A 20,218-nucleotide genomic window follows, 5' to 3' on the forward strand; every position below is an offset into this window, starting at 1 on the left:
GGACGCTACGAGGAACGGACAACAGCGTCCGATTATCGGACGCCTTCGGCCGGTGGACGGAACCCCTCGGGAGGCGAGATGCCGTATTACCGCAGCGTCGGCGAGGTGCCGCGCAAGCGCCACACCCAGTTCCGGCAGCCCGACGGCAGCCTCTACGCCGAGGAGCTGATGGGCCAGGAGGGCTTCTCCTCCGACTCGTCGCTGCTCTACCACCGGCACGCGCCCACCGCGATCCTGGCCGCCGACGAGTTCACCCCGCCCACGTTCACCCGGGCACCGAACCTGCCGCTCAAGCCCCGCCACCTGCGCACCCACAAACTGGACACCGGCGGCTCCGACCCCATCCTCGGCCGGCAGTACCTGCTCGCCAACGACGACGTCCGGATCGGGTACGTCCTCGCCGACCGGCCCTCGCCGCTGTTCCGCGACGCCACCGGCGACCACTGCCTCTACGTCGAGGCCGGCACGCTGCGCGTCGAGTCTCCGTTCGGGGTGCTGGACGCGGTCGCCGGCGACTACGTCGTCATCCCCACCTCGACCATCCACCGGCTGGTGCCCACCGGCGACCAGCCCGTCCGGCTGCTCGCCGTCGAGGCGTCCGGGCACATCGGCCCGCCCAAGCGTTACCTCTCCGTACGCGGCCAGTTCCTGGAGCACTCGCCGTACTGCGAGCGGGACGTCCGGGGCCCCGACGCCCCGCTGCTCGTCGACGACGAAGAGGTCGAGGTGCTCGTCCGGCACCGGCGCGGTTGGACCCGCTACGTCTACGCCAACCACCCGTTCGACGTGGTCGGCTGGGACGGGCACCTCTACCCGTGGGCGTTCTCCATCCACGACTTCGAGCCGATCACCGGCCGCATCCACCAGCCCCCACCGGTGCACCAGACCTTCCAGGGGCCCAACTTCGTCATCTGCTCGTTCGTGCCCCGCAAGGTCGACTACCACCCACAGTCGATCCCGGTGCCGTACAACCACCACAACGTCGACTCCGACGAGATGCTCTTCTACACCGGGGGCAACTACGAGGCACGGCGCGGCTCCGGCATCGAGCAGGGCTCGATCTCGCTGCACCCGTCCGGTTTCACCCACGGCCCCCAGCCGGGTGCCGCCGAGCGTTCCATCGGCGCGGACTACTTCGACGAGTTGGCCGTCATGGTCGACACCTTCCGCCCGCTGGATCTCTGCGACGCCGCCAGCGCCTGTGAGGACGAGGGGTACGCCTGGACGTGGGCGCGTCGCGCCTAGCGGACGGCGGTTCGGGTGAAGACGGCGAACTCGGCAACCGCTGTGACGGCGATGGCCAGCACCAGGGGCCACGGTGAGCCGACCATGGCGTACACCAGCAGCAGCAGCGGCGCGGCGGCCACGGCGTAGATCGCCAGGGCCATCGTGCGGTCCGCGCGCAGCAGAGCGGGCAGGACGCTCCGGGTCAGCCCCGGCAGCCGGGCACCGAGCTGCCAGACGACGATGCCCCCGGTCAGCGCGGCGAGCACCGCCAGGATGCGGGAGAACCCGTCGCCCGCCGACGCCGCGAACGCGACGAGCACCGCCGCGATCAGCGACCAGCCCGCGCCGTAGAGCACCAGGCGGTGCAGCCCGTACGTGAGGGTCCGTGGCGAGTCGATCCGGCTCGGGCTGACCGTCACCGCCTCGGCGATGTGCGCCAACGCCTCCGACCAGCGGCGCTGCTCCAGTCGCATGACCCCCACGTCGTGGCCGGCCTCGGCGATCCGCGGGTCGAGCCGCAGCGCCTCCCGGTAGGCCCGCTCCGCCAGGTCGAACAGGTCCAACCGGGCGGCGACCAGGCTGAGCACCAGGTGCGCCTGCGGCTCCTGTGGGGCCAACTCGACACCACGCCAGGCCGCGTTCAGCGCCGGCTGACCGTTGCGGGCGCCAGCCAGGATCGCCGCCGCGCTCCGCTGGGCGTACGCGTCTGCCGGGCCGAGGGCGAGGATCCGGTCGGCGGTGGCCGCCGCCTCCGCGTAGCGCTCCAGATCGGAAAGCGCCATCCCCCTGGCGACCAGCGGTGGCACCGCCTCCGCCGCGACGGCCACTGCCGTGTCGGCGGCGGTGAGCGCCTCAGCCGGGCGGTCGGCGGCCAGGTGCACCCGGGCCAGCACGGTGAGCGCGTCCACGTCATCCGGCTGGAGGGCCAACCCGTAGGCCAACTCCCCCGCCGCCTCGTCGTAGCGGCCGAGCTCGGCGAGGAGTTGGGCCCGCTGGACGTAGCCGTCGGCGGCGGACTGGTCGGGGGCGGGGTCGCTGGACATCGCGGCGAGCCTAGGCGGCCGGAGCGTCGTACACCAGGGCCACCGCGATCCCGGCCAGCCCTTCCTCACGACCGGCGAAGCCGAGCCCGTCGGTGGTCGCCGCCGAGACGGTGACCGGGGCGCCGACCGCGGCGGAGAGGACCTCCTGCGCCTCCGCGCGACGCCGGCCGATCTTGGGACGGTTGCCGATGACCTGCACCGACACGTTGCCGATCTCCAGGCCGACGGCCCGCACCCGGCGGGCCGTCTCGGTCAGCAGCGCCACCCCGGACGCGCCGGCCCACTCCGGCTGGTCAACCCCGAAGGCGGAACCGAGATCACCGAGACCGGCGGCGGAGAGCAGCGCGTTGCAGGCGGCGTGCGCGACCACGTCGGCGTCCGAGTGCCCGGCGAGGCCGTCCTGGTCGGGCCAGAGCAGCCCGGCCACCCAGCACGGCCGGCCCGGCTCGAACGCGTGCACGTCGGTCCCGATGGCCACCCGAGGAACGATCATGATCAGAGGGTACGCGTCAACCGGTCGTGGCAAGCAGATGCTCCGCCAGGGCCAGGTCGAACGGTCGGGTGATTTTCACTGCGTACTCCGAGCCGGGCACGCAGCTCACCTCGACACCCTGCTTCTCGACCAGCCCGGCGTCGTCGGTGAGGGAGTCACCGGCAGTGGCGTGCGCGGCGCTGAGCACGGCCCGGCGGAAACCCTGCGGGGTCTGCACCGCGCGCAGGGCGGATCTGTCGACGGTGCCGAGCACCACCTCGCCGGCGCCGACCTCCTTGATGGTGTCGACGACCGGCAGGACCGGGATCACCGCGTCACGCCCGCTCCGGACCGCCGCCGCGACGGATTCGACAAGCTCGGGCGGGGTGAGCGCCCTGGCGGCATCGTGCACCAGGACGATCGTCGGGCCGGCCGGCACGGCGGCCAGCGCGGCGGCGACCGATGCCTGCCGTTCCGCCCCTCCGGGCACCACGATCACCGGCGCGACCGGGGCCAACAGCTCGCGGACGGCCTGCACCTCGGCGGTCGGCGCGGCCACCACGATGGTGTGCACGGAGGGCGCGGCAGCCAGTCGACGTACGGTGTGCACCAACAGCGGCTCACCGGCGAGCAGGCGCAGCGCCTTGGGTCGGCCGGGGCCGAGCCGTACGCCGGCACCCGCCGCGGGCACGAGGACCGCGACGTCACCGCGCGGATTGAGCTGCGCGGTCACGTCGCGGTCCTCGGTGGTTTCTTCACTACGAAGTGGGTACGACGATGCTGTGCGGACTAGGCCTCGGTGAGAACCTTGTCGAGCAGCGTCTCCGCCTCATCCTTGGTGCTCTTCTCAGCCAGCGCGACCTCGCCGACGAGAATGTCGCGGGCCTTGGCGAGCATCCGCTTCTCGCCCGCAGAGAGGCCCCGCTCCCGCTCCCGGCGCCACAGGTCACGCACGACCTCGGCGACCTTCAGCGGGTTGCCGGAAGCCAGCTTTTCCAGATTGGCCTTGTAACGCCGCGACCAGTTGGTCGGCTCCTCGGTGTGCGGAGCCCGCAGAACGTCGAAGACCTTCCCGAGGCCCTCTTCGCCGACCACCTCACGGACGCCCACGATCTCGGCGTTCTCGGCCGGCACCCGGACCGTCAGGTCACCCTGCGCGACCCTCAGGACGAGGTATTGCTTAGGCTCGCCCTTGATGACCCGAGTCTCGATTGCCTCGATGAGTGCGGCCCCGTGGTGGGGGTAAACAACGGTCTCGCCGACACTGAAAACCATAGGTTCGAAACCCCTTTCGCTGTGTCTAGGGTAACACGCTCAGGCACCGATGTCTCACCGATGTCCTGACCGTTGGCGCAGCTCAGGGGCCCTGTGAGAGGTCTTGCTTCAGCTTGACAGGCGGTCAAACCGATGGTTCGAACACGCTCCGTAACGCGCAAATGACTGCCCGGTACGGGTGAACAGAACGTCGAGATCAAGGGCTATGCGCTCCTCCCATGGTAGCCCGGCCAGCCGGACCGCGCCCAGATGTAGCGGGAGGAGCCCCCGGTGCGCGACCCTGGAGACCGAGCCGCACTCAGCTCTCGAGACGCTTCCAGGAGGTCCGATGGGCAAGCCGGACGCAGAAGGTAACGGGCCAGCCGACGGCCTGCCCGGCCTGCCTCCCGAATGGGGCCGGGTGGTGGTCCCCGACGACGCCTCCGCGCTGGCCGCCGAGGCGGCCCAGGTCCGCCGTGAGCTCCGTCGGGCCAGCGGCCTCCCCGGCGGTCACCGGGCTCTGGGGCTGCCGCTGCTGGTCCTGCTGGTGGCGGTCGTCACCACACTGGCCGGCCTGCTGGTGGTCACCTGGCCCCGGGCCAACCGCGGCACCGAGCGCCCGAGCCCGACCCCCTACTCACCACCGGCCAGCCTGACCGGGCAGGCGCTGCCCGCACTGGACCTGGTCGACGCCCAGGACGCACCAGTGCCACTGCGCGGCCTGCTACCCGCCATGATCATCCTGTTGGACGGCTGCCCCTGCCCGGACCGGGTCAGCGAGGCCCTGGCAGCAGCACCCGCCGACGTCTCCGTGGTCACCGTCACCGCAGGGCGCAGTGCCCCGGCCGGGCCGACCACCCAGCGGCAGGCGCACGTCCTGGCCGACCCGGCCGGCGGGCTGCGCTCGTTCCTGGGTCAACCGGCCCGCCCCGGCGTCGCGACCGCCGTGCTTGTCGACAGGGCCGGCACAGTGACCCGGGTCCTGCCCGACCTGGGCACCGTCGAGTCCTACCGGAGCGACCTGAGCGCCCTCGCCGCCTGAGCGCCGGATCTAGCGGGGCAGCGCGACGAGCTGCACCTCGATGTCTATGGGCCGGTCGACGGTCGACAGCGACACCAGGAACGACCCGTTTTCGGGCAGCACCTCGGCAGTGGCGATCGTGCCGTCGCAGTCGATGCGCGACTCGCCGGCGATCCTGGCCCCGGCGCTCGTCACGACCATCGTGCCGAGCCGGGTGCACCGGTACTGGAGCAGGTAGCGGTCGGCGCCGTTGCCGGCCTGCCGGGTCACTTCCTGACCAGGAGCCAGCTCCCGCTCCTCCCGCCAGATCGTCTCGTGGAACTGTGGCAGTTCACCAGCAGGGGAGAGCACTGCGGGGCCGCCCTCGGTCTCGGTGGGCGAGCCCGTTGCCGGGTCGAGCACCGCCCACGCGCCGTTCCGCCCCCGGGTAATCTCGCCGCTGTCCGGGTCCAGCCGCACCGTCACCCGCTCGTCGGGCTCCGCCCCCGCCATGGCCCGCTCCAACGGGGTGCTGACGCTCTGCTCGGCCCTCGGCGCCGCCGAGGGAGTGGCAGCCGCCCCGGCCGTCGACGACGGTTCGGCAGCGTGCCACCACCAGCCACCGACGACCAGGACGGCCGCCGCGGCGCCGAACAGCACCACCGAGCGCAGCCGATCGTCCGCTGTCGCATCCACGGCACGAGCGTACCGGTCGGAGGTTCAGTCCTGTCGATCGAGAAGGGCGGCGTACAGGGTGAGGCCGGGGCCGAAGGCCAGCATGACGATGCGCCGGGCCGCCGGTGTCGCCCGGCCCAACCGGTCCAGGATCAGCAGCACCGTCGGCGACGAGCAGTTGCCGTGCTCGTCGAGCGTCGCCCGGGACGCCGCCAGCCCCAGCGGGGGCAGCGCCAGCTCCCGCTCGACCACGTTGAGGATCCGCGGCCCGCCCGGGTGCACCGCCCAACCGTCCACCTCGGAGCTGGTGACGCCGTGCCGGGCCAACAGCTCGTCGACGAGCCCACGGACGTGCCTGGACAGCACCTGCGGCACCTTCGGCGACAGCCCCATCCGGAACCCCGCGTCGGTGACGTCCCAGGTCATGTGATCGGCGGTCGAGGTGTCGGTGACGGCGGTGACCTCGCGCACCGCGTACCCCGGGCCGCCCGGCACGACCACGGCGGCGACCGCGGCGTCCGAGAAGAGCGCGTGGGAGACGATCTGCTGGGTGTCCACCCGGGCGCTGGACGGCTGGATGTGCAGGCTGGTCAGCTCCGCGCAGAGCAGCAGCGCCGGACGCCCCCGGGCGGTGACGAAGTCACTCGCCGCGCCGAGACCCGGCAGTGCCGCGTAACAACCCATGTGGCCGATGACCATCCGCTGGGTGTCCGCGGCCATGCCCAGGTCCCGGGCGAGCAGGATGTCCAGCCCCGGAGTGGCGTACCCGGTGCAGGAGCAGACGATGAACAGCCCGATGTCGCCGGCGCTCAACCCGGCGGCTGTCAACGCGCGGCCCACCGCCTCCTTGCCCAACGGCAGCGCCTCCACCTGGTAGCGGCGCATCCGGCGCTCGGTCGGCCAGTCCGAAACGTCCTCCAGCAGCGGGTTCACCGCAGCCTGCCGCCGGGTCACCCCGGAGTTGGCGAAAATTCGCTGCGCCAACGACCGGGTGGTGCCGGAGAAGTGCCGGGAGAAGAAGCCCTCCCACAACTCGTCCTGCGAAGCGGACGGCGGCTGCGCTGTCCCGAGCCCCGCGATCACTGGTACGGACACGATCCCCACCTCTCGTCAGATGCTGTCCTCCCCCTGGCCGTCCCACCAGCCACCCCGGCTGGTCGTTCTCCCGTACGAGCCCGGTGGCGCGGGCTCACCAACGTGGTGCCGATCCGTCACGATCCGGGTCGCCACCCAGTGCGGCGATGCCGAGCCAGTCGGCGCAGACATCCGACGTGGCCGGGTGCAGTGACCCGCAGCGGGCATCGCGGTAGAGCCGCTCCAGCGGATGACCACGGCGGGTCGCCGAGGTGCCCGCCGCCTCCAACACCGACGCCGCCACCTCGGCGGCTGTGGTGCCGGCCAGCAGCTTCGCCCGCCACACCCACCGGTTGGTCTCCTCGTCACCGGGCGCCTCGTCCACCCGGCGGGCCGCCTCCGCCACCACCAGCTGCGCGGCGGCCGTCGCCGCGTCCGCCCGACCCAGCCGGGCCCGCACCGCCGGCAGACCGGCCAGATTGCGGGCGTTGAGGTGCTCGGCCGCCGCGTCGATCGCCGCGCGGGCCACCCCCACGTAGACCGCCGCGTAGCTGGCCACCAGCCAGTGCGGCATCAGTTGGGCGACCACCAGCGCCAGCCCTTCCACCCCACCGAGCAGCCGGTCGGCGGGCACGCTGACGTCCAGGTGCAGGTCGTGGGAGGAGGTGGCGCGCATGCCGAGCGAATCCCAGGTCGGCTCCACTGTCAGCCCGTCACCGGCCGGCACCAGGAACTGGGACACCACCGACTGGTCGGCAGCGCTGCGTGCCGCCACCAGGTAGCCGTCCGCGTGCCCGGCACCGGAGCAGAAGGTCTTGCTGCCCTTGAGCTGCCAGCCCCCGTCGACCGGCGTGTACGAGGTGCTCAGCTGGGACAACCGCGCGCCCGCGCCCCGCTCGCTCATCGCGACCGCGTACCAGGAGCCCTGCGCCGCCGCGCTGAGCAGCCGGTCGCGGGCGGCCAGCGCCTCGTCCGGTACGCCCAGCGCCTCGGCCAACTCCTCGGTGACCGCACCGAGCGCACCGGTCACCGAGGCGTGCATGTTGAACACCAGGGCGGTCGCACCGTTGCCCCGGGCAAGCTCAGTGGCCACCGCGGCGTACTCGGCGAAGGTGGCGCCCAGGCCGCCGAGCGCCCGGGGCACCATCAGCCCGAACAGGCCAGCCTCGCGCAGGTCGGCGAAGTCGTCCACAGGGAAGGAACCGTCCCGGTCGTGCTCGGCCGCGCGCGCGGCGAACCGTGGTGCCAACCGGCGAGCTGCCTCAAGCGCGTGCACCGTCATCTCGTCCCCTCCTTGGCGTTCCATACCCCCGCCACGGCCTGACTATCCTTTGCGGACCCCCCGGCCCTGGTAGAGCACGGCGGTGGAGCGGGTCGGCACGATGCGCGGCGCCCGACCGGCGGGCACCGTACCGGGCGTTCCGGCCGCGCGGGCGCGGCGCAACAGCCAGGCGAGCACCCCGCCGACCTGCGGCCGGATGCCGCGCAACCGCAGGTCGACACCGTGTCGGGCGCACTCGGCGACCAGCGCCCGGGCGTCCACGAACAACCGAGGATCGTGAATGCCACGCGGCACCGTCGGCAGCCGTTCGGCGATCCGGACCGCGACGAGCCGGGCCAGCGCCGTGTCGTTCAGGGTGTCCAGCACCAGCACGCCACCCGGGCGCAACAGCCGGCACGCCTCGGCCACCGCCCGCGGCCAGTCCGGCACGTGCTCCAGCAACTCGCCGGCGGAGACCACGTCGGCACAGCCGTCGGGCAGCGGAACAGCGGTGGCGTCACCCTGGATCACGCTGACCCCGTGCTCGGCCGCCTGGACGAGGGCCGAGCGGGTCAGATCCACCCCGACGTGGCGGTAGCCCCTGCCGGCCAGGTGCGGCGCGAGCAGGCCGGCACCGCAACCCAGATCGACGAGCACCGCGCCCGCACGGGTGGCCGGCGGCACCAGCGCCGCACGCGCCTCCGCCAACCAGTGCAGCATCGCGAACGCGCCGTCGGGCCGCCACCACTCACCGGCCAGATCGTCGTACTGACGCGGATCGTTTCGCGGCAGCACCCTCGGCCCGGTGGACGCCCCGGCCGCAGCCACGTCTCGCATGGAACCGAGCGTGGCACGACTGCTCGGTAACGACCAGACTTCCCTTATGTCGTCGAGGGTGTTAGGGCTGGTCAGAGCGAGCCATCCGGAACCGGCCGCGGCGGTGACCACGGTGGCCGGTCTGCTGGCGTGGGGAGTGGGCCACCGGCCGGCCGGAATCGTCTCGGTGGTGCTCGCCGTGCTGGCGAGCCAGCTCGCTGTCGGCTGGACCAACGACGCGCTGGACGCCGAGCGGGACGCCACTGTGGGGCGTACCGACAAGCCGGTCGCCAGTGGCGCGGTCGGTCGGCGCGTCACGGCCTGGGCCGCCGTCGTGGCCGCGGTGGCCTGCCCTCTGCTGGCGCTGACCACGAACCCGGCGGCGGCGTTCTGGCTGACCCTCGCCCTGGTCTCCGCCCTGCTCTACGACTGGCCGCTCAAGGCCACCGCGTTCTCGGTGCTGCCCTACGCCGTGTCGTTCGGCGCGCTGCCCGCCTTCGTGGTGCTGGCACTGCCCGGTCAGCCGGCCCCGCCCGTCTGGCTGGTGGCGGCGGCGGCCTGTCTGGGCGCCGGCGCGCACTTCGCCAACGTGCTGCCCGACCTGGCCGACGACGCCCGCACCGGCGTGCGCGGCCTGCCCCACCGGTTGGGCGCCGCCGGCAGCCGGGTGGCCGCGGCGGGTCTCCTGCTCGCGGCGACCGCGGCCCTGGTCCTCGGGCCACCAGGGCCGCCGTCGGCGATCGGCTGGGCGGCGGTCGGCACGGCCGCCGTGGTGCCGCCACTGAGCTGGTACGCCGGACGCTCGGCGAGCCGGGCCGGTCAGCGGCCGGTGGCGGCCTTCCGGGCGGTCATGCTGGTGGCCCTCATCGACGTGGTTCTGCTGGTGGCGAGCGGTCGGGTGGTCTGAACGCCACCCGGCCAGGTGGCATTGCCGGGTCCGCGTGCGGGCCTCGATCAGCCCCAACTACCCTGGAGCGCGGTCTGCGCGGGTATGGCCACCGTGCCCGGCGTACGGCCCGGGTGGGGATTGTGACGAGGAGGACCGACGTGACGCGCTCGATCAGGGGATCCCGGCGGGCGGCCCTGTTGCTGTCCGGGATTGCGGCGGCCAGCCTGCTGGCTTCGGGATGCGGCGCCGGTCAGATCGCCGAGACCGCGTTGAAGGAGCCGTCGGTCCAGGGCGTCAACCTCACGACCGACAACGGTTCCTTCTCGGTGCGGGGCCTGCTGGTGGACTACCCGGGCACCGAGGGTTACCGGGCCGGGCAGGACGCCGGCCTCGGCGCAGTGATCTACAACGACTCCAAGGAGACGGTGACGGTCACCGTCACCACCGAGAGCGCCCGCGAGGTGGTGATCAGCGGCGGCTCGGCGAGCCCGTCGCCATCCGCCTCGGAGTCCGCCTCGGAGAGCCCGTCGCCGTCCGGTTCGGCCAGCCCGTCGAACTCCACCTCGGGTTCGCCGAGCCCGTCGGCGACGCCGTCCGAGACCGGGTCGTCCTCGGCCACGCCGTCCGCCCCGGAGTCGGCGCGGGCGTCCGGTTCGGCCAGCCCGGCCGCTCCGGGCCAGCCGGCCCGGATCGAGCTGGCGCCGTTGAGCTACATCCAGTTCAACTCCGAGGCCACCTCGCAGCTCCGGCTGATCGGCCTGACCGAGGCGCTGCGCTCCGGTCAGAACGTCGTGGTGACCTTCGACTTCGGCAACGGCAACACGGTCACCGGCCAGGCGCCGGTCGCGGTGCCGCTCACCCCGGCGGCCCCTCCGTCGCCGATCATCGAGCGCGAGGGCGGCTACGAGGGCGACGAGGGCGGCACGACCCACGAGTGACCCGTAGCGCACATCGACGAACGCCCCGGCGTGGTGACCACCACGCCGGGGTGTTTTCGTCGTACGCGGGGGCTAGCGTCCTGATGTGACCACGTCCCGATCGACCCCTCCGCGTGGCGGCACGGCCGGTGCCGCCCGTGCTCGGTCCGCCGCCCGCGAGCCGCGTCCGGCCTACCAGTGCGACGCCTGCGGGCACCAGCCGCCCAAGTGGGTGGGGCGCTGCCCGGAGTGCGGCGAGTGGGGGGCGGTGGTCGAGAGCACGGTGACCGGCCCGACCGTCTCCGGTCGGGTGGTCAGCTCCCGGATGCCGGCCGAGCCGGCCCGGCCGATCGCCACCATCAGCGCCGCTCCGGCCCGCGCCCGTCCCACCGGGGTCAGCGAGCTGGACCGGGTGCTCGGCGGCGGCCTGGTCCCCGGTGCCGTGGTGTTGCTCGCCGGCGAGCCCGGCGTGGGCAAGTCGACCCTCCTGCTCGATGTGGCACAGCAGTGGGCGGTCAATGCCGGCAGCCCTTCGCTGGTGGTCAGCGGCGAAGAGTCGGTGAGTCAGGTGCGGCTGCGCGCCGAGCGGATGGGCACCCTGCACGAGCAGCTCTACCTCGCCGCGGAGAGCGACCTGGCCTCGGTGCTCGGGCACCTCGACGCGGTCAAGCCGGGCCTGTTGGTGCTCGACTCGGTGCAGACCATCTCGACGACCGGCACCGAAGGGGTGCCCGGTGGGGTGACCCAGGTCCGCGCGGTCACCGCGGCGCTGGTGTCGGTCGCCAAGGAGCGGGGCATCGCCACCGTGCTGGTCGGGCACGTCACCAAGGACGGCCAGGTGGCCGGGCCTCGGGTGCTTGAGCACCTGGTCGATGTGGTGCTGCACTTCGAGGGCGACAAGCACTCGTCGCTGCGCCTGGTGCGCGGCGTGAAGAACAGGTTCGGCGCGGCCGACGAGGTCGGCTGCTTCGAGATGCACGAGGGCGGCATCAGCAGCCTGGCCGACCCGTCCGGGCTGTTCCTGACCCGCTACGCGGAGCCGGTCCCGGGCACCTGCGTCACGGTGGCAATGGAAGGGCGGCGGGCGCTGGTCACCGAGGTGCAGGCGCTGATCGGCGCGACGGTGGCGGGCTCTCCCCGACGCACCGTCTCCGGCCTCGACTCGGCGCGACTGGCGATGGTGCTCGCGGTGCTGCAACGGCGCACCGAGCGGCTGACCCTGCACGACCGGGAGGTTTTCGCCGCCACCGTGGGCGGGATCCGGGTGGTGGAGCCGGCCGCCGACCTGGCGGTGGCCCTGGCGGTCGCCTCCGGCGGGCTCAACCTGGCGATCGCGCCGCACCTGGTGGCGATCGGTGAGGTGGGGCTGACCGGCGAGGTGCGGCGGGTCGGGGCGGTGCCGCGCCGACTGGCCGAGGCGGCCCGGCTGGGGTTCAAGGTGGCCCTGGTGCCGCCCGGCTGCGGCCCGGCCAGCACCGGCGCCGGGCCCGAGCAGATGCGGGTGACCGAGGTCACCGACGTCCGTTCGGCGCTACACCATGCGGCCCGTGCGTCCGCCGAGTGACCCACCGTGCCGACGAGGGCGGCGAAACCGGACAGCGGGTCGTAAGCGGGAAACGCCGGAGAGGGCGGCATCGTGACACATCACAGTAACCACGACAGCACCCACCGCACGGCAGTCCGTAGACTGTGCCCGTGCCGATCGACCGCGATACCACCAAGCCAGCCGGCGCGCCGCCCCAGGCCCGCACCGGCGCCGTGGGCTCGCCCGCCCGCCCGATCAGCGTGAGCGTGACTGCGGGGGCCGCCGGGAGCGCCGGAGATCCGCTGCGGGCCAACCTCGCCCTGATGGCCCCGGGCACCGCCCTGCGCGACGGTCTGGAGCGCATTCTGCGGGGTCGCACGGGTGCGCTCATCGTGCTCGGCTACGACAAGGTGGTCGAGGGCCTGTGCACCGGCGGCTTCCCGCTGGACGTGGAGTTCTCCGCGACCCGGGTGCGCGAGCTGTGCAAGATGGACGGCGCCGTTGTGCTCTCCAGCGACGGCACCAGGATCGTCCGGGCCGCCGTGCACCTGATGCCTGACCCGTCCATCCCGACCGAAGAGTCCGGCACCCGGCACCGCACCGCCGAGCGGGTGGCCCGCCAGACCGGCTATCCGGTCATCTCGGTCAGCCAGTCCATGCGGATCATCAGCCTCTACGTCAACGGTCAACGACACGTGCTCGACGACTCGGCGGCCATCCTCTCCCGCGCCAACCAGGCGCTCGCCACCCTGGAGCGCTACAAGCTCCGGCTGGATGAGGTCTCCGGCACGCTCTCCGCCCTGGAGATCGAGGATCTGGTCACCGTGCGGGACGCGGTGGCAGTGGTGCAGCGACTGGAGATGGTCCGCCGGATCGCCGACGAGATCGCCGGCTACGTGGTGGAGCTGGGCACCGACGGCCGCCTGCTCGCCCTGCAACTCGACGAGCTGATGGCCGGCGTGGACGCCGACCGGACCTTGGTCATCCGGGACTACCTCCCGGTCGGCCGCAAGTCCCGCACCCTGGACGAGGCTCTTGTCGAGCTGGACCTGCTCGGTGCCACCGAGCTGATCGACCTGGTGTCGGTCGCCAAGGCGATCGGCTACCCGGCGGCGTCCGACGCGCTCGACGCCGCGGTCAGTCCGCGCGGCTTCCGACTGCTGGCCAAGGTGCCCCGGCTCCCGGTGGCGGTGGTCGACCGCCTGGTGCTGCACTTCGGCAGCCTCCAGCGGCTGCTCGGCGCGACAGTGGAGGACCTGCAAGCCGTCGAAGGGGTCGGCGACGCCCGGGCCCGTGGCGTCCGTGAAGGGCTGTCCCGGCTCGCCGAGGCATCCATCCTGGAACGCTACGTCTGAGCGGGCTCAGCCGGCGACGGTCAGCTTCACCGGCTCGCTGAGCTTCGTGCCGACCCTGGCGAACACCTGGTACGACCCGACCGGCGCGAACGGCCCACCGGCCAGCGCACCGTCGCAGCGGCTGGTGTCCCGCCCGTTCCACGGCACCTCGTAGGAGCGCACGAAGCCCGGCGTGAAGGTCTGCACGTCCGACCCCTGGACCTTGCCGCAGGTGTCCGACGACCAGACCTTCTCGGCACCGGACTTGATGAAGATCTCCTGCAGGTCGGCGCCGACGTTGCGACTGCACGTCCGGTCCGACGTGTTCTTGATCTTCAGTTGCAGCTCGACCACCGCGCCTCGCTGCACCGAGGTCTGGCTCGCCGACGAGACCACGCTGATCTCCCCGTCGGTGCAGGTGCCGTCGTCCTCCGAACCGGCCGCCGCGCCCAGCGGCGGGGTGTTGCTGGTGATCGCCGGGCTCGGAGTCGTCGCAGTCGAATCAGCGGGCGCGGGCGGTGACGGAGACCCGGTCTGCGGTGTCAACACCGGCCCGCCGGGATCAGACGTCGCGGAGGACGTCGCCGACGGGGTGCCTCCCGCCGTCGGCTTCTGACCGCCGGACCGATCCGAACCGGTGCAGGAGTAGAGCAGGACAATCAGGAACAGAAACCCCGCTCCGAGTACGACGGCGCGACGCCGCCAGTACACGGCGGGTGGCAGGGGGCCGACCGTCAGACGCATGATGCCCTCCACCGTAGCCGCGCCGTACCCGGCAGTGCGGCGCGACGCGCCGGAACCGATTCGAGGGCTACGCCCCACCGTCCACTGAGGACGGACGACGCACCGGTCACAGGTAGACCTTGCGCTGATAGATCGCGTGCGCACCGGCCACCCGGTCCAGGAAGAGCAGCCCCGCGCAGTGGTCGATCTCGTGCTGCAACGCCCGAGCCTCGAAGCCGTCGGTCACCAGCCGGACCGGCTCGCCACTGCCCGGCAGGTCACCCTCCACCACCAGCCGGCTGGCCCGCTTCACGTCACCGGTCAGGTCCGGCACCGACATGCAGCCCTCCCGGCCCGGCTTCCACCGGGTCGCCTCGACCACCCGCGCGTTGCACAGCACGAACGTGCCGTGCACCGTCACCGCCTTCGGATGCCCGGTCACGTCGACAGCGAAGACCCGAGCGCCCACCCCGACCTGCGGTGCGGCCAGCCCGACGCAGCCCGGCGAGACCCGCATCGTGGCCACCAGGTCGGCCGCCAACTGGACCGTCTCCGCGGCGGTGGGATCGACCTCGTCCGAGGCCCGGCTCAACACCGCGTGCGGGGCGGATACCACCGGCCGCACCACGCCAGGCACCAACAGCGAGTCCGGCGTCCAGTCACCCAGACCGGTGTACGCCTCGACGTCCGGCACGCGCTCCTCGCCCGTCACAGCAGATCCGGGTCCGCCGGCCGGAGGGTGACCTCCACGCCCAGCTCGGCAGCCGTCCGGTGTAGCCGGTCAACCAGAGTGTCCGCCACCCCGGCCGGCAACTCGACCTCCGCCAGGACCACGTAGAGCTCACCGGTCAACCGGGTGCTCAGGTCGGTGACATTCCCCCCGGCGTCCACCAGCACCCGGGTCATCGCCGCGACGATCCCCATCCGGTCCGAACCGTGCACCGCCATCACGTACGGCTCACCGGCCGGCGGCACGTCGCCGTCCGGGGTGACCGCGCGTACCGTCGCCAGCAGCTGGCCCTCGGCGGTCAGTGACGCCAGTGCGGCCTCGACCTCGGCGGCGGCCGGCCCGGTGCAGATGAGGGTCATCGCGAAATGCCCCCGCAGGCGCGTCATCGTGCTGTCGGTGAGGTTCGCGCCCAGTCGGGCCAGCACCTCCGCGACGTCGGCCACGATGCCCGGCCGGTCCCGACCGATGACGGTGATCGCGAGCTCGTTCATCCGGGCATTCTCCCCCGTCCGCCGGACGACGATGTGGCACCCCGCCCGAGCCGCCCATCCAACGGGAACGCCGGGCGTGACATCATCGACGACGCCATGACTCAACCCGACTTCGCCACGGCGGTCAGCCGATGGTTCCAGCAGCACGCCCGGGACCTGCCGTGGCGCGAGCCCGGTGTCACCCCGTGGGCCATCCTGGTCAGCGAGGTCATGCTTCAGCAGACGCCAGTCGTCCGGGTGGTGCCGGCCTGGGAGGCCTGGCTGGCGCGATGGCCGGAGCCGGCCGCGTTGGCGGCGGACACCCCCGCCGAGGCGATCCGGATGTGGGGACGCCTCGGCTACCCCCGTCGGGCGGTGCGGCTGCGCGAATGCGCGGTCGCGATCGTCGACCGGCACGCCGGCCAGGTGCCGGACCGGCTGGAGCACCTGCTGGCACTGCCCGGCGTCGGCACCTACACCGCGCGGGCGGTGGCCGCCTTCGCGTACGGGCAGCGGCACCCGGTGGTCGACACCAATGTACGCCGGGTCGTGTGCCGGGCAGTGGCCGGTGAACCGGACGCCGGGCCGGTCACCCGACCCGCCGACCTGGTCGCCACCGAAGAACTGCTCCCACTGGAACCGGCAGCGGCAGCGCTGGCCAGTGCCGCGTTCATGGAGCTGGGAGCGGTGATCTGCACCGCCCGGTCGCCGCGCTGCACGGCCTGCCCCGTCGAGTCGACCTGCGCCTGGCGGGCGTCCGGCCAGCAGGCACCGGCGGGGCCGACCCGTCGGCCCCAGCGGTACGCGGGTACCGACAGACAGGTACGCGGCCTGCTGCTCGGGGTGCTGCGGGACAGCACCGGACCGGTTCCGCACCAGCGGCTGGACCAGGTCTGGACCGACGACGTGCAGCGCGCCCGCGCCCTCGCCGGCCTGGTGCAGGACGGGCTGGTCGAGCCCGCCGGCACCGACTCCTTCCGCCTGGTCGGTGACGGCCCCTCCCTGCCAACGGCCGACCTCACGACCTGACCGTCCGCAAGATCGTGCTCGATCCTGGAAGTAGTGGTGTCAGGCGCGACGGATGCCACTACATCCTGGATGTTGTGCGATCTTGCGGGCGGAAGCGCTCCACCGGGACGAGGCCACCGCCGAGCGGGTGCGACGGGTCGGGCGGGTCGGGCGGTCCTGGAGGGTGGTCGGCCGGGCGGCGGCGGGGTGGCGGGTGTTGTTCGTGCGGGTGGCGCACGAAGGCGGGGCCCCGGTGGCTTGCGCCACCGGGGCCCCGCCCCTTGCCGGTTGTGCTACTCGTCCACGCCTGCGGCGGCGGTGCCAGCGGCAGTGCCACCGAGATCGGCCGGGACGGCGTCCGGAACTTCGACCGGCTTGTCCGAGCCCCGGAAGACGAGCTTGGACTTGTCGATGTCGTCCGGGTCGCCCTCGCAGTCGACCACCACGATCTGACCGGGGGTCAGCTCGTTGAACAGGATCCGCTCGGAGAGGTTGTCCTCGATGTCGCGCTGGATCGTGCGACGCAGCGGACGGGCACCGAGCACCGGGTCGAAGCCCTTCGCGGCCAGGTACTTCTTGGCGTTGTCGGTCAGCTCCAGACCCATGTCCTTGTTCCGCAGCTGGCCCTCGATCCGCTGGATCATGATGTCCACGATCGAGAGGATCTCGGTCTGACGCAGCTGGTGGAAGACGATGGTGTCGTCGATCCGGTTGAGGAACTCAGGCCGGAAGTGCTGCTTGAGCTCGTCGTTGACCTTCTGCTTCATCCGGTCGTAGTTGGACTCGGAGTCCTCCGACTGCTGGAAGCCCAGCGACACCGCCTTGGCGACGTCTCGGGTGCCCAGGTTGGTGGTCAGGATGATGACCGTGTTCTTGAAGTCCACGATCCGACCCTGACCGTCGGTGAGCCGACCGTCTTCGAGGATCTGCAGGAGCGTGTTGAACACGTCCGGGTGGGCCTTCTCGATCTCGTCGAAGAGGACCACCGAGAACGGCCGACGCCGCACCTTCTCGGTCAGCTGCCCGCCCTCGTCGTAACCGACGTAGCCGGGAGGGGCACCCACGAGCCGGGAGACCGTGTAACGGTCGTGGAACTCGGACATGTCCAGCTGGATGAGGGCGTCCTCGCTGCCGAAGAGGAACTCGGCGAGCGCCTTGGACAGCTCGGTCTTACCGACACCGGACGGGCCGGCGAAGATGAACGAGCCCGACGGGCGCTTCGGGTCCTTCAGGCCGGCCCGGGTACGCCGGATCGCCTTCGAGACCGCCTTGACCGCGTCCTCCTGGCCGATGACGCGCTTGTGCAGCTCGTCCTCCATGCGCAGCAGGCGCGAGGTCTCCTCCTCGGTCAGCTTGTAGACCGGGATGCCGGTCCAGTTGCCGAGCACCTCGGCGATCTGCTCGTCGTCAACCTCGCTGACGACGTCCAGGTCACCGGCCTTCCACTCCTTCTCCCGCTGGGCCTTCTGGCCGAGCAGCTGCTTCTCCTTGTCGCGCAGCTGGGCGGCGCGCTCGAAGTCCTGCGCGTCGATCGCGGACTCCTTGTCGCGACGCACCTGGGCGATGCGCTCGTCGAAGTCACGCAGGTCTGGCGGCGCGGTCATCCGGCGGATCCGCATCCGGGCACCGGCCTCGTCGATCAGGTCGATCGCCTTGTCCGGCAGGAAGCGGTCGGAGATGTACCGGTCGGCCAGCGTCGCGGCGGCCACGAGCGCCGCGTCGGTGATGCTCACCCGGTGGTGGGCCTCGTACCGGTCGCGCAGACCCTTGAGGATCTCGATGGTGTGGGCCAGCGACGGCTCACCCACCTGGATCGGCTGGAACCGGCGCTCGAGAGCGGCGTCCTTCTCCAGGTGCTTGCGGTACTCGTCGAGGGTGGTGGCACCGATGGTCTGCAGCTCGCCACGGGCCAGCATCGGCTTCAGGATGCTGGCGGCGTCGATGGCGCCCTCGGCGGCACCCGCACCCACCAGGGTGTGGATCTCGTCGATGAACAGGATGATGTCGCCGCGGGTGCGGATCTCCTTGAGCACCTTCTTGAGGCGCTCCTCGAAGTCACCGCGGTAGCGGGAACCCGCGACCAGCGCACCCAGGTCGAGCGTGTAGAGCTGCTTGTCCTTGAGGGTCTCGGGCACCTCGCCCTTGATGATCTTCTGGGACAGCCCCTCCACCACAGCGGTCTTACCGACGCCGGGCTCACCGATCAGGACCGGGTTGTTCTTGGTACGGCGGGAGAGCACCTGCATGACCCGCTCGATTTCCTTCTCGCGCCCGATGACCGGGTCGAGCTTGCCCTCGCGGGCGGCCTGGGTCAGGTTGCGGCCGAACTGGTCCAGCACCAGGCTGGTCGACGGCGCGGCCTCACCCGGCGCGGCGCCCGCCGCGGCAGGCTCCTTGCCCTGGTAGCCGGAGAGCAGCTGGATCACCTGCTGGCGGACCCGGTTGAGGTCGGCGCCGAGCTTGACCAGCACCTGGGCGGCGACGCCCTCGCCCTCACGGATCAGCCCGAGCAGGATGTGCTCAGTGCCGATGTAGTTGTGGCCGAGCTGCAGCGCCTCGCGCAGCGACAGCTCCAGCACCTTCTTCGCCCGCGGCGTGAACGGGATGTGCCCGCTCGGCGCCTGCTGGCCCTGGCCGATGATCTCCTCGACCTGCTGGCGGACGCCCTCCAGGGAGATGCCGAGGCTCTCCAGGGCCTTAGCCGCGACGCCTTCACCTTCGTGGATCAGGCCCAGCAGGATGTGTTCCGTACCGATGTAGTTGTGGTTGAGCATCCGGGCCTCTTCTTGGGCCAGGACGACAACCCGTCGCGCTCGGTCGGTGAACCGCTCGAACATGCCCTCGTGCTCCTCACGTGCCGTGCGCCTTGATGGTCAAGATCTTGGCGGGGCCGGTGCACGAACGTCCAGGACGGGCGTCCGTGCCTCCTTACTCTATCGTCGCTGACCGACTCAGCTGAGGTCGTGTGTCTCCGGTCTGGGTCAGTTCCACGTCGTTTTGAACAACCGTCCGCGCTCAGGAGGTGTTCCGGTAGCCCTGTCGCTACGCGCAGAGCGAAATCCGACTGGCGCCACCGAAGCCCGATCCGGGGTCCGGAAGCGCTCCCGGAGGCTCCGGGCGGCCGGACCGGCGGTCGCGACAAGCGTCGCGCCGGACCCTGGGGAGGTTGTCCACAGGTTGTGGACAGCTGGTCCACTGGTTGTGGACAACGACGGTCGGCTCGAATTGCTTCCCGGCCCGGACCGGACCCGACGACGCCGCCCCCGAGCGGCCACCGCGACCCCAGCGGCGAAACGGTCACTCACCCCGAACGGGCACACGACGCGACATCCCGGATACGGCGACGCCGGCCCGGAGAACTCCTCCGGCCCGGCGTCGGTGTCGCCTGCGGTGGCGGCTGGCCACCACGCTGCTGACAGGTCAGCGCTTCGCGTGGAACTCGTCCACGATCTCCTGGGGGATACGACCCCGGTCCGAGATGTCCTTGCCGGCCTTCTTGGCCCACTCCCGGATCGCCTTGTTCTGTTCCCGATCGGCGGTCGCGCCACCGCGACCGCGGGCAGCCCGCCCACCGATCACGACACCACCACGGCCGACCTTGGTGCCGGCGCCAACGTACGCGGCAAATGCATCACGCAATTTCGCGGCGTTGGCGCTCGACAGGTCGATCTCGTACTGAACGCCGTCGAGGGCGAACTTGACGGTCTCGTCCGCGTCCCCGCCGTCCAGGTCATCGACCAGCTTGTGAATGATCTGCTTGGCCACGTCCCACATTCCTTTCGAGCAGGGCGCTCCTGCTA

General features: G+C 71.9%; 20 protein-coding genes. 7 read left to right on the forward strand and 13 right to left on the reverse strand.

The genetic code is table 11. From position 1 onward, the window contains the following. Positions 1-78 precede the first annotated feature (78 nt). Positions 79-1,245: a homogentisate 1,2-dioxygenase gene (locus IF22_RS0102420; RefSeq protein ID WP_030327894.1), complete on the forward strand. Its 1,167-nt coding sequence runs from the start codon at positions 79-81 to the stop codon at positions 1,243-1,245. Here the strand turns inward: IF22_RS0102420 and IF22_RS0102425 are convergent. Genes IF22_RS0102425 through IF22_RS0102440 form a run of 4 tightly spaced genes read right to left on the reverse strand, consistent with a single transcriptional unit; the run spans position 1,242 to position 4,017 of the window. Then, on the reverse strand, positions 1,242-2,270 hold the full coding sequence (locus IF22_RS0102425) for a tetratricopeptide repeat protein (RefSeq protein ID WP_030327896.1): 1,029 nt from the start codon (positions 2,268-2,270) through the stop codon (positions 1,242-1,244). The genes IF22_RS0102420 and IF22_RS0102425 overlap by 4 nt on opposite strands. Positions 2,271-2,280: 10 nt before the next feature. Then, positions 2,281-2,766, reverse strand: coding sequence for a 2-C-methyl-D-erythritol 2,4-cyclodiphosphate synthase (gene ispF / locus IF22_RS0102430; protein WP_030327898.1), 486 nt, complete (start codon positions 2,764-2,766; stop codon positions 2,281-2,283). 13 nt (positions 2,767-2,779) lie between these two features. After that, on the reverse strand, positions 2,780-3,475 hold the full coding sequence (gene ispD, locus IF22_RS0102435; protein ID WP_030327900.1) for a 2-C-methyl-D-erythritol 4-phosphate cytidylyltransferase: 696 nt from the start codon (positions 3,473-3,475) through the stop codon (positions 2,780-2,782). A 56-nt stretch (positions 3,476-3,531) separates the two neighbouring features. Next, on the reverse strand, positions 3,532-4,017 hold the full coding sequence (locus IF22_RS0102440; protein ID WP_007073334.1) for a CarD family transcriptional regulator: 486 nt from the start codon (positions 4,015-4,017) through the stop codon (positions 3,532-3,534). A 328-nt stretch (positions 4,018-4,345) separates the two neighbouring features. On the opposite strand from IF22_RS0102440, the gene IF22_RS0102445 reads away from it, so the two are divergent. Further along, a complete protein-coding gene (locus IF22_RS0102445; protein ID WP_030327903.1) occupies positions 4,346-5,038 on the forward strand; it encodes a hypothetical protein in 693 nt (230 codons plus the stop codon). A gap of 9 nt (positions 5,039-5,047) precedes the next feature. Here IF22_RS0102445 and IF22_RS33560 read toward each other — a convergent pair whose 3' ends face one another. From IF22_RS33560 to IF22_RS0102470, 4 genes are all read right to left on the reverse strand, one after another. Continuing rightward, entirely contained in the window at positions 5,048-5,692 is a 645-nt protein-coding gene (locus IF22_RS33560; protein ID WP_051708122.1) for a hypothetical protein, read from the reverse strand. Positions 5,693-5,716: 24 nt separating this feature from the next. After that, complete coding sequence (locus IF22_RS0102460) at positions 5,717-6,766, reverse strand: type III polyketide synthase (protein WP_030327908.1); 1,050 nt, start codon at positions 6,764-6,766, stop codon at positions 5,717-5,719. A gap of 94 nt (positions 6,767-6,860) precedes the next feature. Further along, positions 6,861-8,027, reverse strand: a complete 1,167-nt coding sequence (locus IF22_RS0102465) for an acyl-CoA dehydrogenase family protein (protein WP_030327910.1) — start codon at positions 8,025-8,027, stop codon at positions 6,861-6,863. Between the two features lie 42 nt (positions 8,028-8,069). Continuing rightward, the gene (locus IF22_RS0102470; RefSeq protein ID WP_036410625.1) at positions 8,070-8,843 is read right to left on the reverse strand and encodes a methyltransferase domain-containing protein; all 774 of its coding nucleotides are present in this window, start codon (positions 8,841-8,843) and stop codon (positions 8,070-8,072) included. 46 nt (positions 8,844-8,889) lie between these two features. Between IF22_RS0102470 and IF22_RS0102475 the strand changes: the two genes are divergently transcribed. The 4 genes from IF22_RS0102475 to disA all read left to right on the forward strand — a co-directional run bounded on the left by IF22_RS0102475 (position 8,890) and on the right by disA (position 13,508). After that, the gene (locus IF22_RS0102475) at positions 8,890-9,729 is read left to right on the forward strand and encodes a UbiA family prenyltransferase (protein WP_156057241.1); all 840 of its coding nucleotides are present in this window, start codon (positions 8,890-8,892) and stop codon (positions 9,727-9,729) included. 140 nt (positions 9,730-9,869) lie between these two features. Next, on the forward strand, positions 9,870-10,649 hold the full coding sequence (locus IF22_RS0102480; protein ID WP_030327917.1) for a hypothetical protein: 780 nt from the start codon (positions 9,870-9,872) through the stop codon (positions 10,647-10,649). Positions 10,650-10,734: 85 nt separating this feature from the next. After that, positions 10,735-12,192, forward strand: a complete 1,458-nt coding sequence (gene radA / locus IF22_RS0102485) for a DNA repair protein RadA (protein WP_030327919.1) — start codon at positions 10,735-10,737, stop codon at positions 12,190-12,192. A gap of 131 nt (positions 12,193-12,323) precedes the next feature. After that, complete coding sequence (disA, locus tag IF22_RS0102490; protein ID WP_030327921.1) at positions 12,324-13,508, forward strand: DNA integrity scanning diadenylate cyclase DisA; 1,185 nt, start codon at positions 12,324-12,326, stop codon at positions 13,506-13,508. A gap of 6 nt (positions 13,509-13,514) precedes the next feature. On the opposite strand, the gene IF22_RS0102495 is transcribed toward disA, so the two are convergent. The 3 genes from IF22_RS0102495 to IF22_RS0102505 all read right to left on the reverse strand — a co-directional run bounded on the left by IF22_RS0102495 (position 13,515) and on the right by IF22_RS0102505 (position 15,431). Then, positions 13,515-14,231, reverse strand: a complete 717-nt coding sequence (locus IF22_RS0102495) for a hypothetical protein (protein ID WP_030327923.1) — start codon at positions 14,229-14,231, stop codon at positions 13,515-13,517. Between the two features lie 106 nt (positions 14,232-14,337). Next, complete coding sequence (locus tag IF22_RS0102500) at positions 14,338-14,922, reverse strand: peptide deformylase (protein WP_245233493.1); 585 nt, start codon at positions 14,920-14,922, stop codon at positions 14,338-14,340. After that, positions 14,919-15,431 (reverse strand): glycine cleavage system transcriptional repressor, encoded by a 513-nt coding sequence (locus IF22_RS0102505; protein ID WP_030327926.1) that lies wholly within the window; start codon positions 15,429-15,431, stop codon positions 14,919-14,921. Before IF22_RS0102505 ends, IF22_RS0102500 begins: the two co-directional genes overlap by 4 nt. Before the next feature lie 96 nt (positions 15,432-15,527). Here IF22_RS0102505 and IF22_RS0102510 point away from each other — a divergent pair, with 96 nt between their 5' ends. Further along, on the forward strand, positions 15,528-16,439 hold the full coding sequence (locus IF22_RS0102510; RefSeq protein WP_030327928.1) for an HhH-GPD family protein: 912 nt from the start codon (positions 15,528-15,530) through the stop codon (positions 16,437-16,439). Between the two features lie 272 nt (positions 16,440-16,711). On the opposite strand, the gene IF22_RS0102515 is transcribed toward IF22_RS0102510, so the two are convergent. Then, positions 16,712-19,255, reverse strand: coding sequence for an ATP-dependent Clp protease ATP-binding subunit (locus tag IF22_RS0102515; protein ID WP_030327930.1), 2,544 nt, complete (start codon positions 19,253-19,255; stop codon positions 16,712-16,714). A 583-nt stretch (positions 19,256-19,838) separates the two neighbouring features. Continuing rightward, entirely contained in the window at positions 19,839-20,183 is a 345-nt protein-coding gene (locus tag IF22_RS0102520; RefSeq protein ID WP_081883668.1) for a histone-like nucleoid-structuring protein Lsr2, read from the reverse strand. Positions 20,184-20,218: the final 35 nt, after the last annotated feature.

Origin of the sequence: Micromonospora parva (assembly GCF_000718515.1) — a bacterium.
Lineage (GTDB): Bacteria > Actinomycetota > Actinomycetes > Mycobacteriales > Micromonosporaceae > Micromonospora > Micromonospora parva.

Excerpts from the sequence above, each read along its gene's own strand:
- IF22_RS0102420 (WP_030327894.1), top strand. The coding sequence starts at position 79 with ATGCCGTATTACCGCAGCGTCGGCGAGGTGCCGCGCAAGCGCCACACC.
- IF22_RS0102425 (WP_030327896.1), bottom strand. The coding sequence starts at position 2,270 with ATGTCCAGCGACCCCGCCCCCGACCAGTCCGCCGCCGACGGCTACGTC.
- IF22_RS0102440 (WP_007073334.1), bottom strand. The coding sequence starts at position 4,017 with ATGGTTTTCAGTGTCGGCGAGACCGTTGTTTACCCCCACCACGGGGCC.
- IF22_RS0102445 (WP_030327903.1), top strand. The coding sequence starts at position 4,346 with ATGGGCAAGCCGGACGCAGAAGGTAACGGGCCAGCCGACGGCCTGCCC.
- IF22_RS0102465 (WP_030327910.1), bottom strand. The coding sequence starts at position 8,027 with ATGACGGTGCACGCGCTTGAGGCAGCTCGCCGGTTGGCACCACGGTTC.
- IF22_RS0102470 (WP_036410625.1), bottom strand. The coding sequence starts at position 8,843 with ATGCGAGACGTGGCTGCGGCCGGGGCGTCCACCGGGCCGAGGGTGCTG.
- IF22_RS0102475 (WP_156057241.1), top strand. The coding sequence starts at position 8,890 with ATGTCGTCGAGGGTGTTAGGGCTGGTCAGAGCGAGCCATCCGGAACCG.
- IF22_RS0102495 (WP_030327923.1), bottom strand. The coding sequence starts at position 14,231 with ATGCGTCTGACGGTCGGCCCCCTGCCACCCGCCGTGTACTGGCGGCGT.
- IF22_RS0102505 (WP_030327926.1), bottom strand. The coding sequence starts at position 15,431 with ATGAACGAGCTCGCGATCACCGTCATCGGTCGGGACCGGCCGGGCATC.
- IF22_RS0102510 (WP_030327928.1), top strand. The coding sequence starts at position 15,528 with ATGACTCAACCCGACTTCGCCACGGCGGTCAGCCGATGGTTCCAGCAG.
- IF22_RS0102515 (WP_030327930.1), bottom strand. The coding sequence starts at position 19,255 with ATGTTCGAGCGGTTCACCGACCGAGCGCGACGGGTTGTCGTCCTGGCC.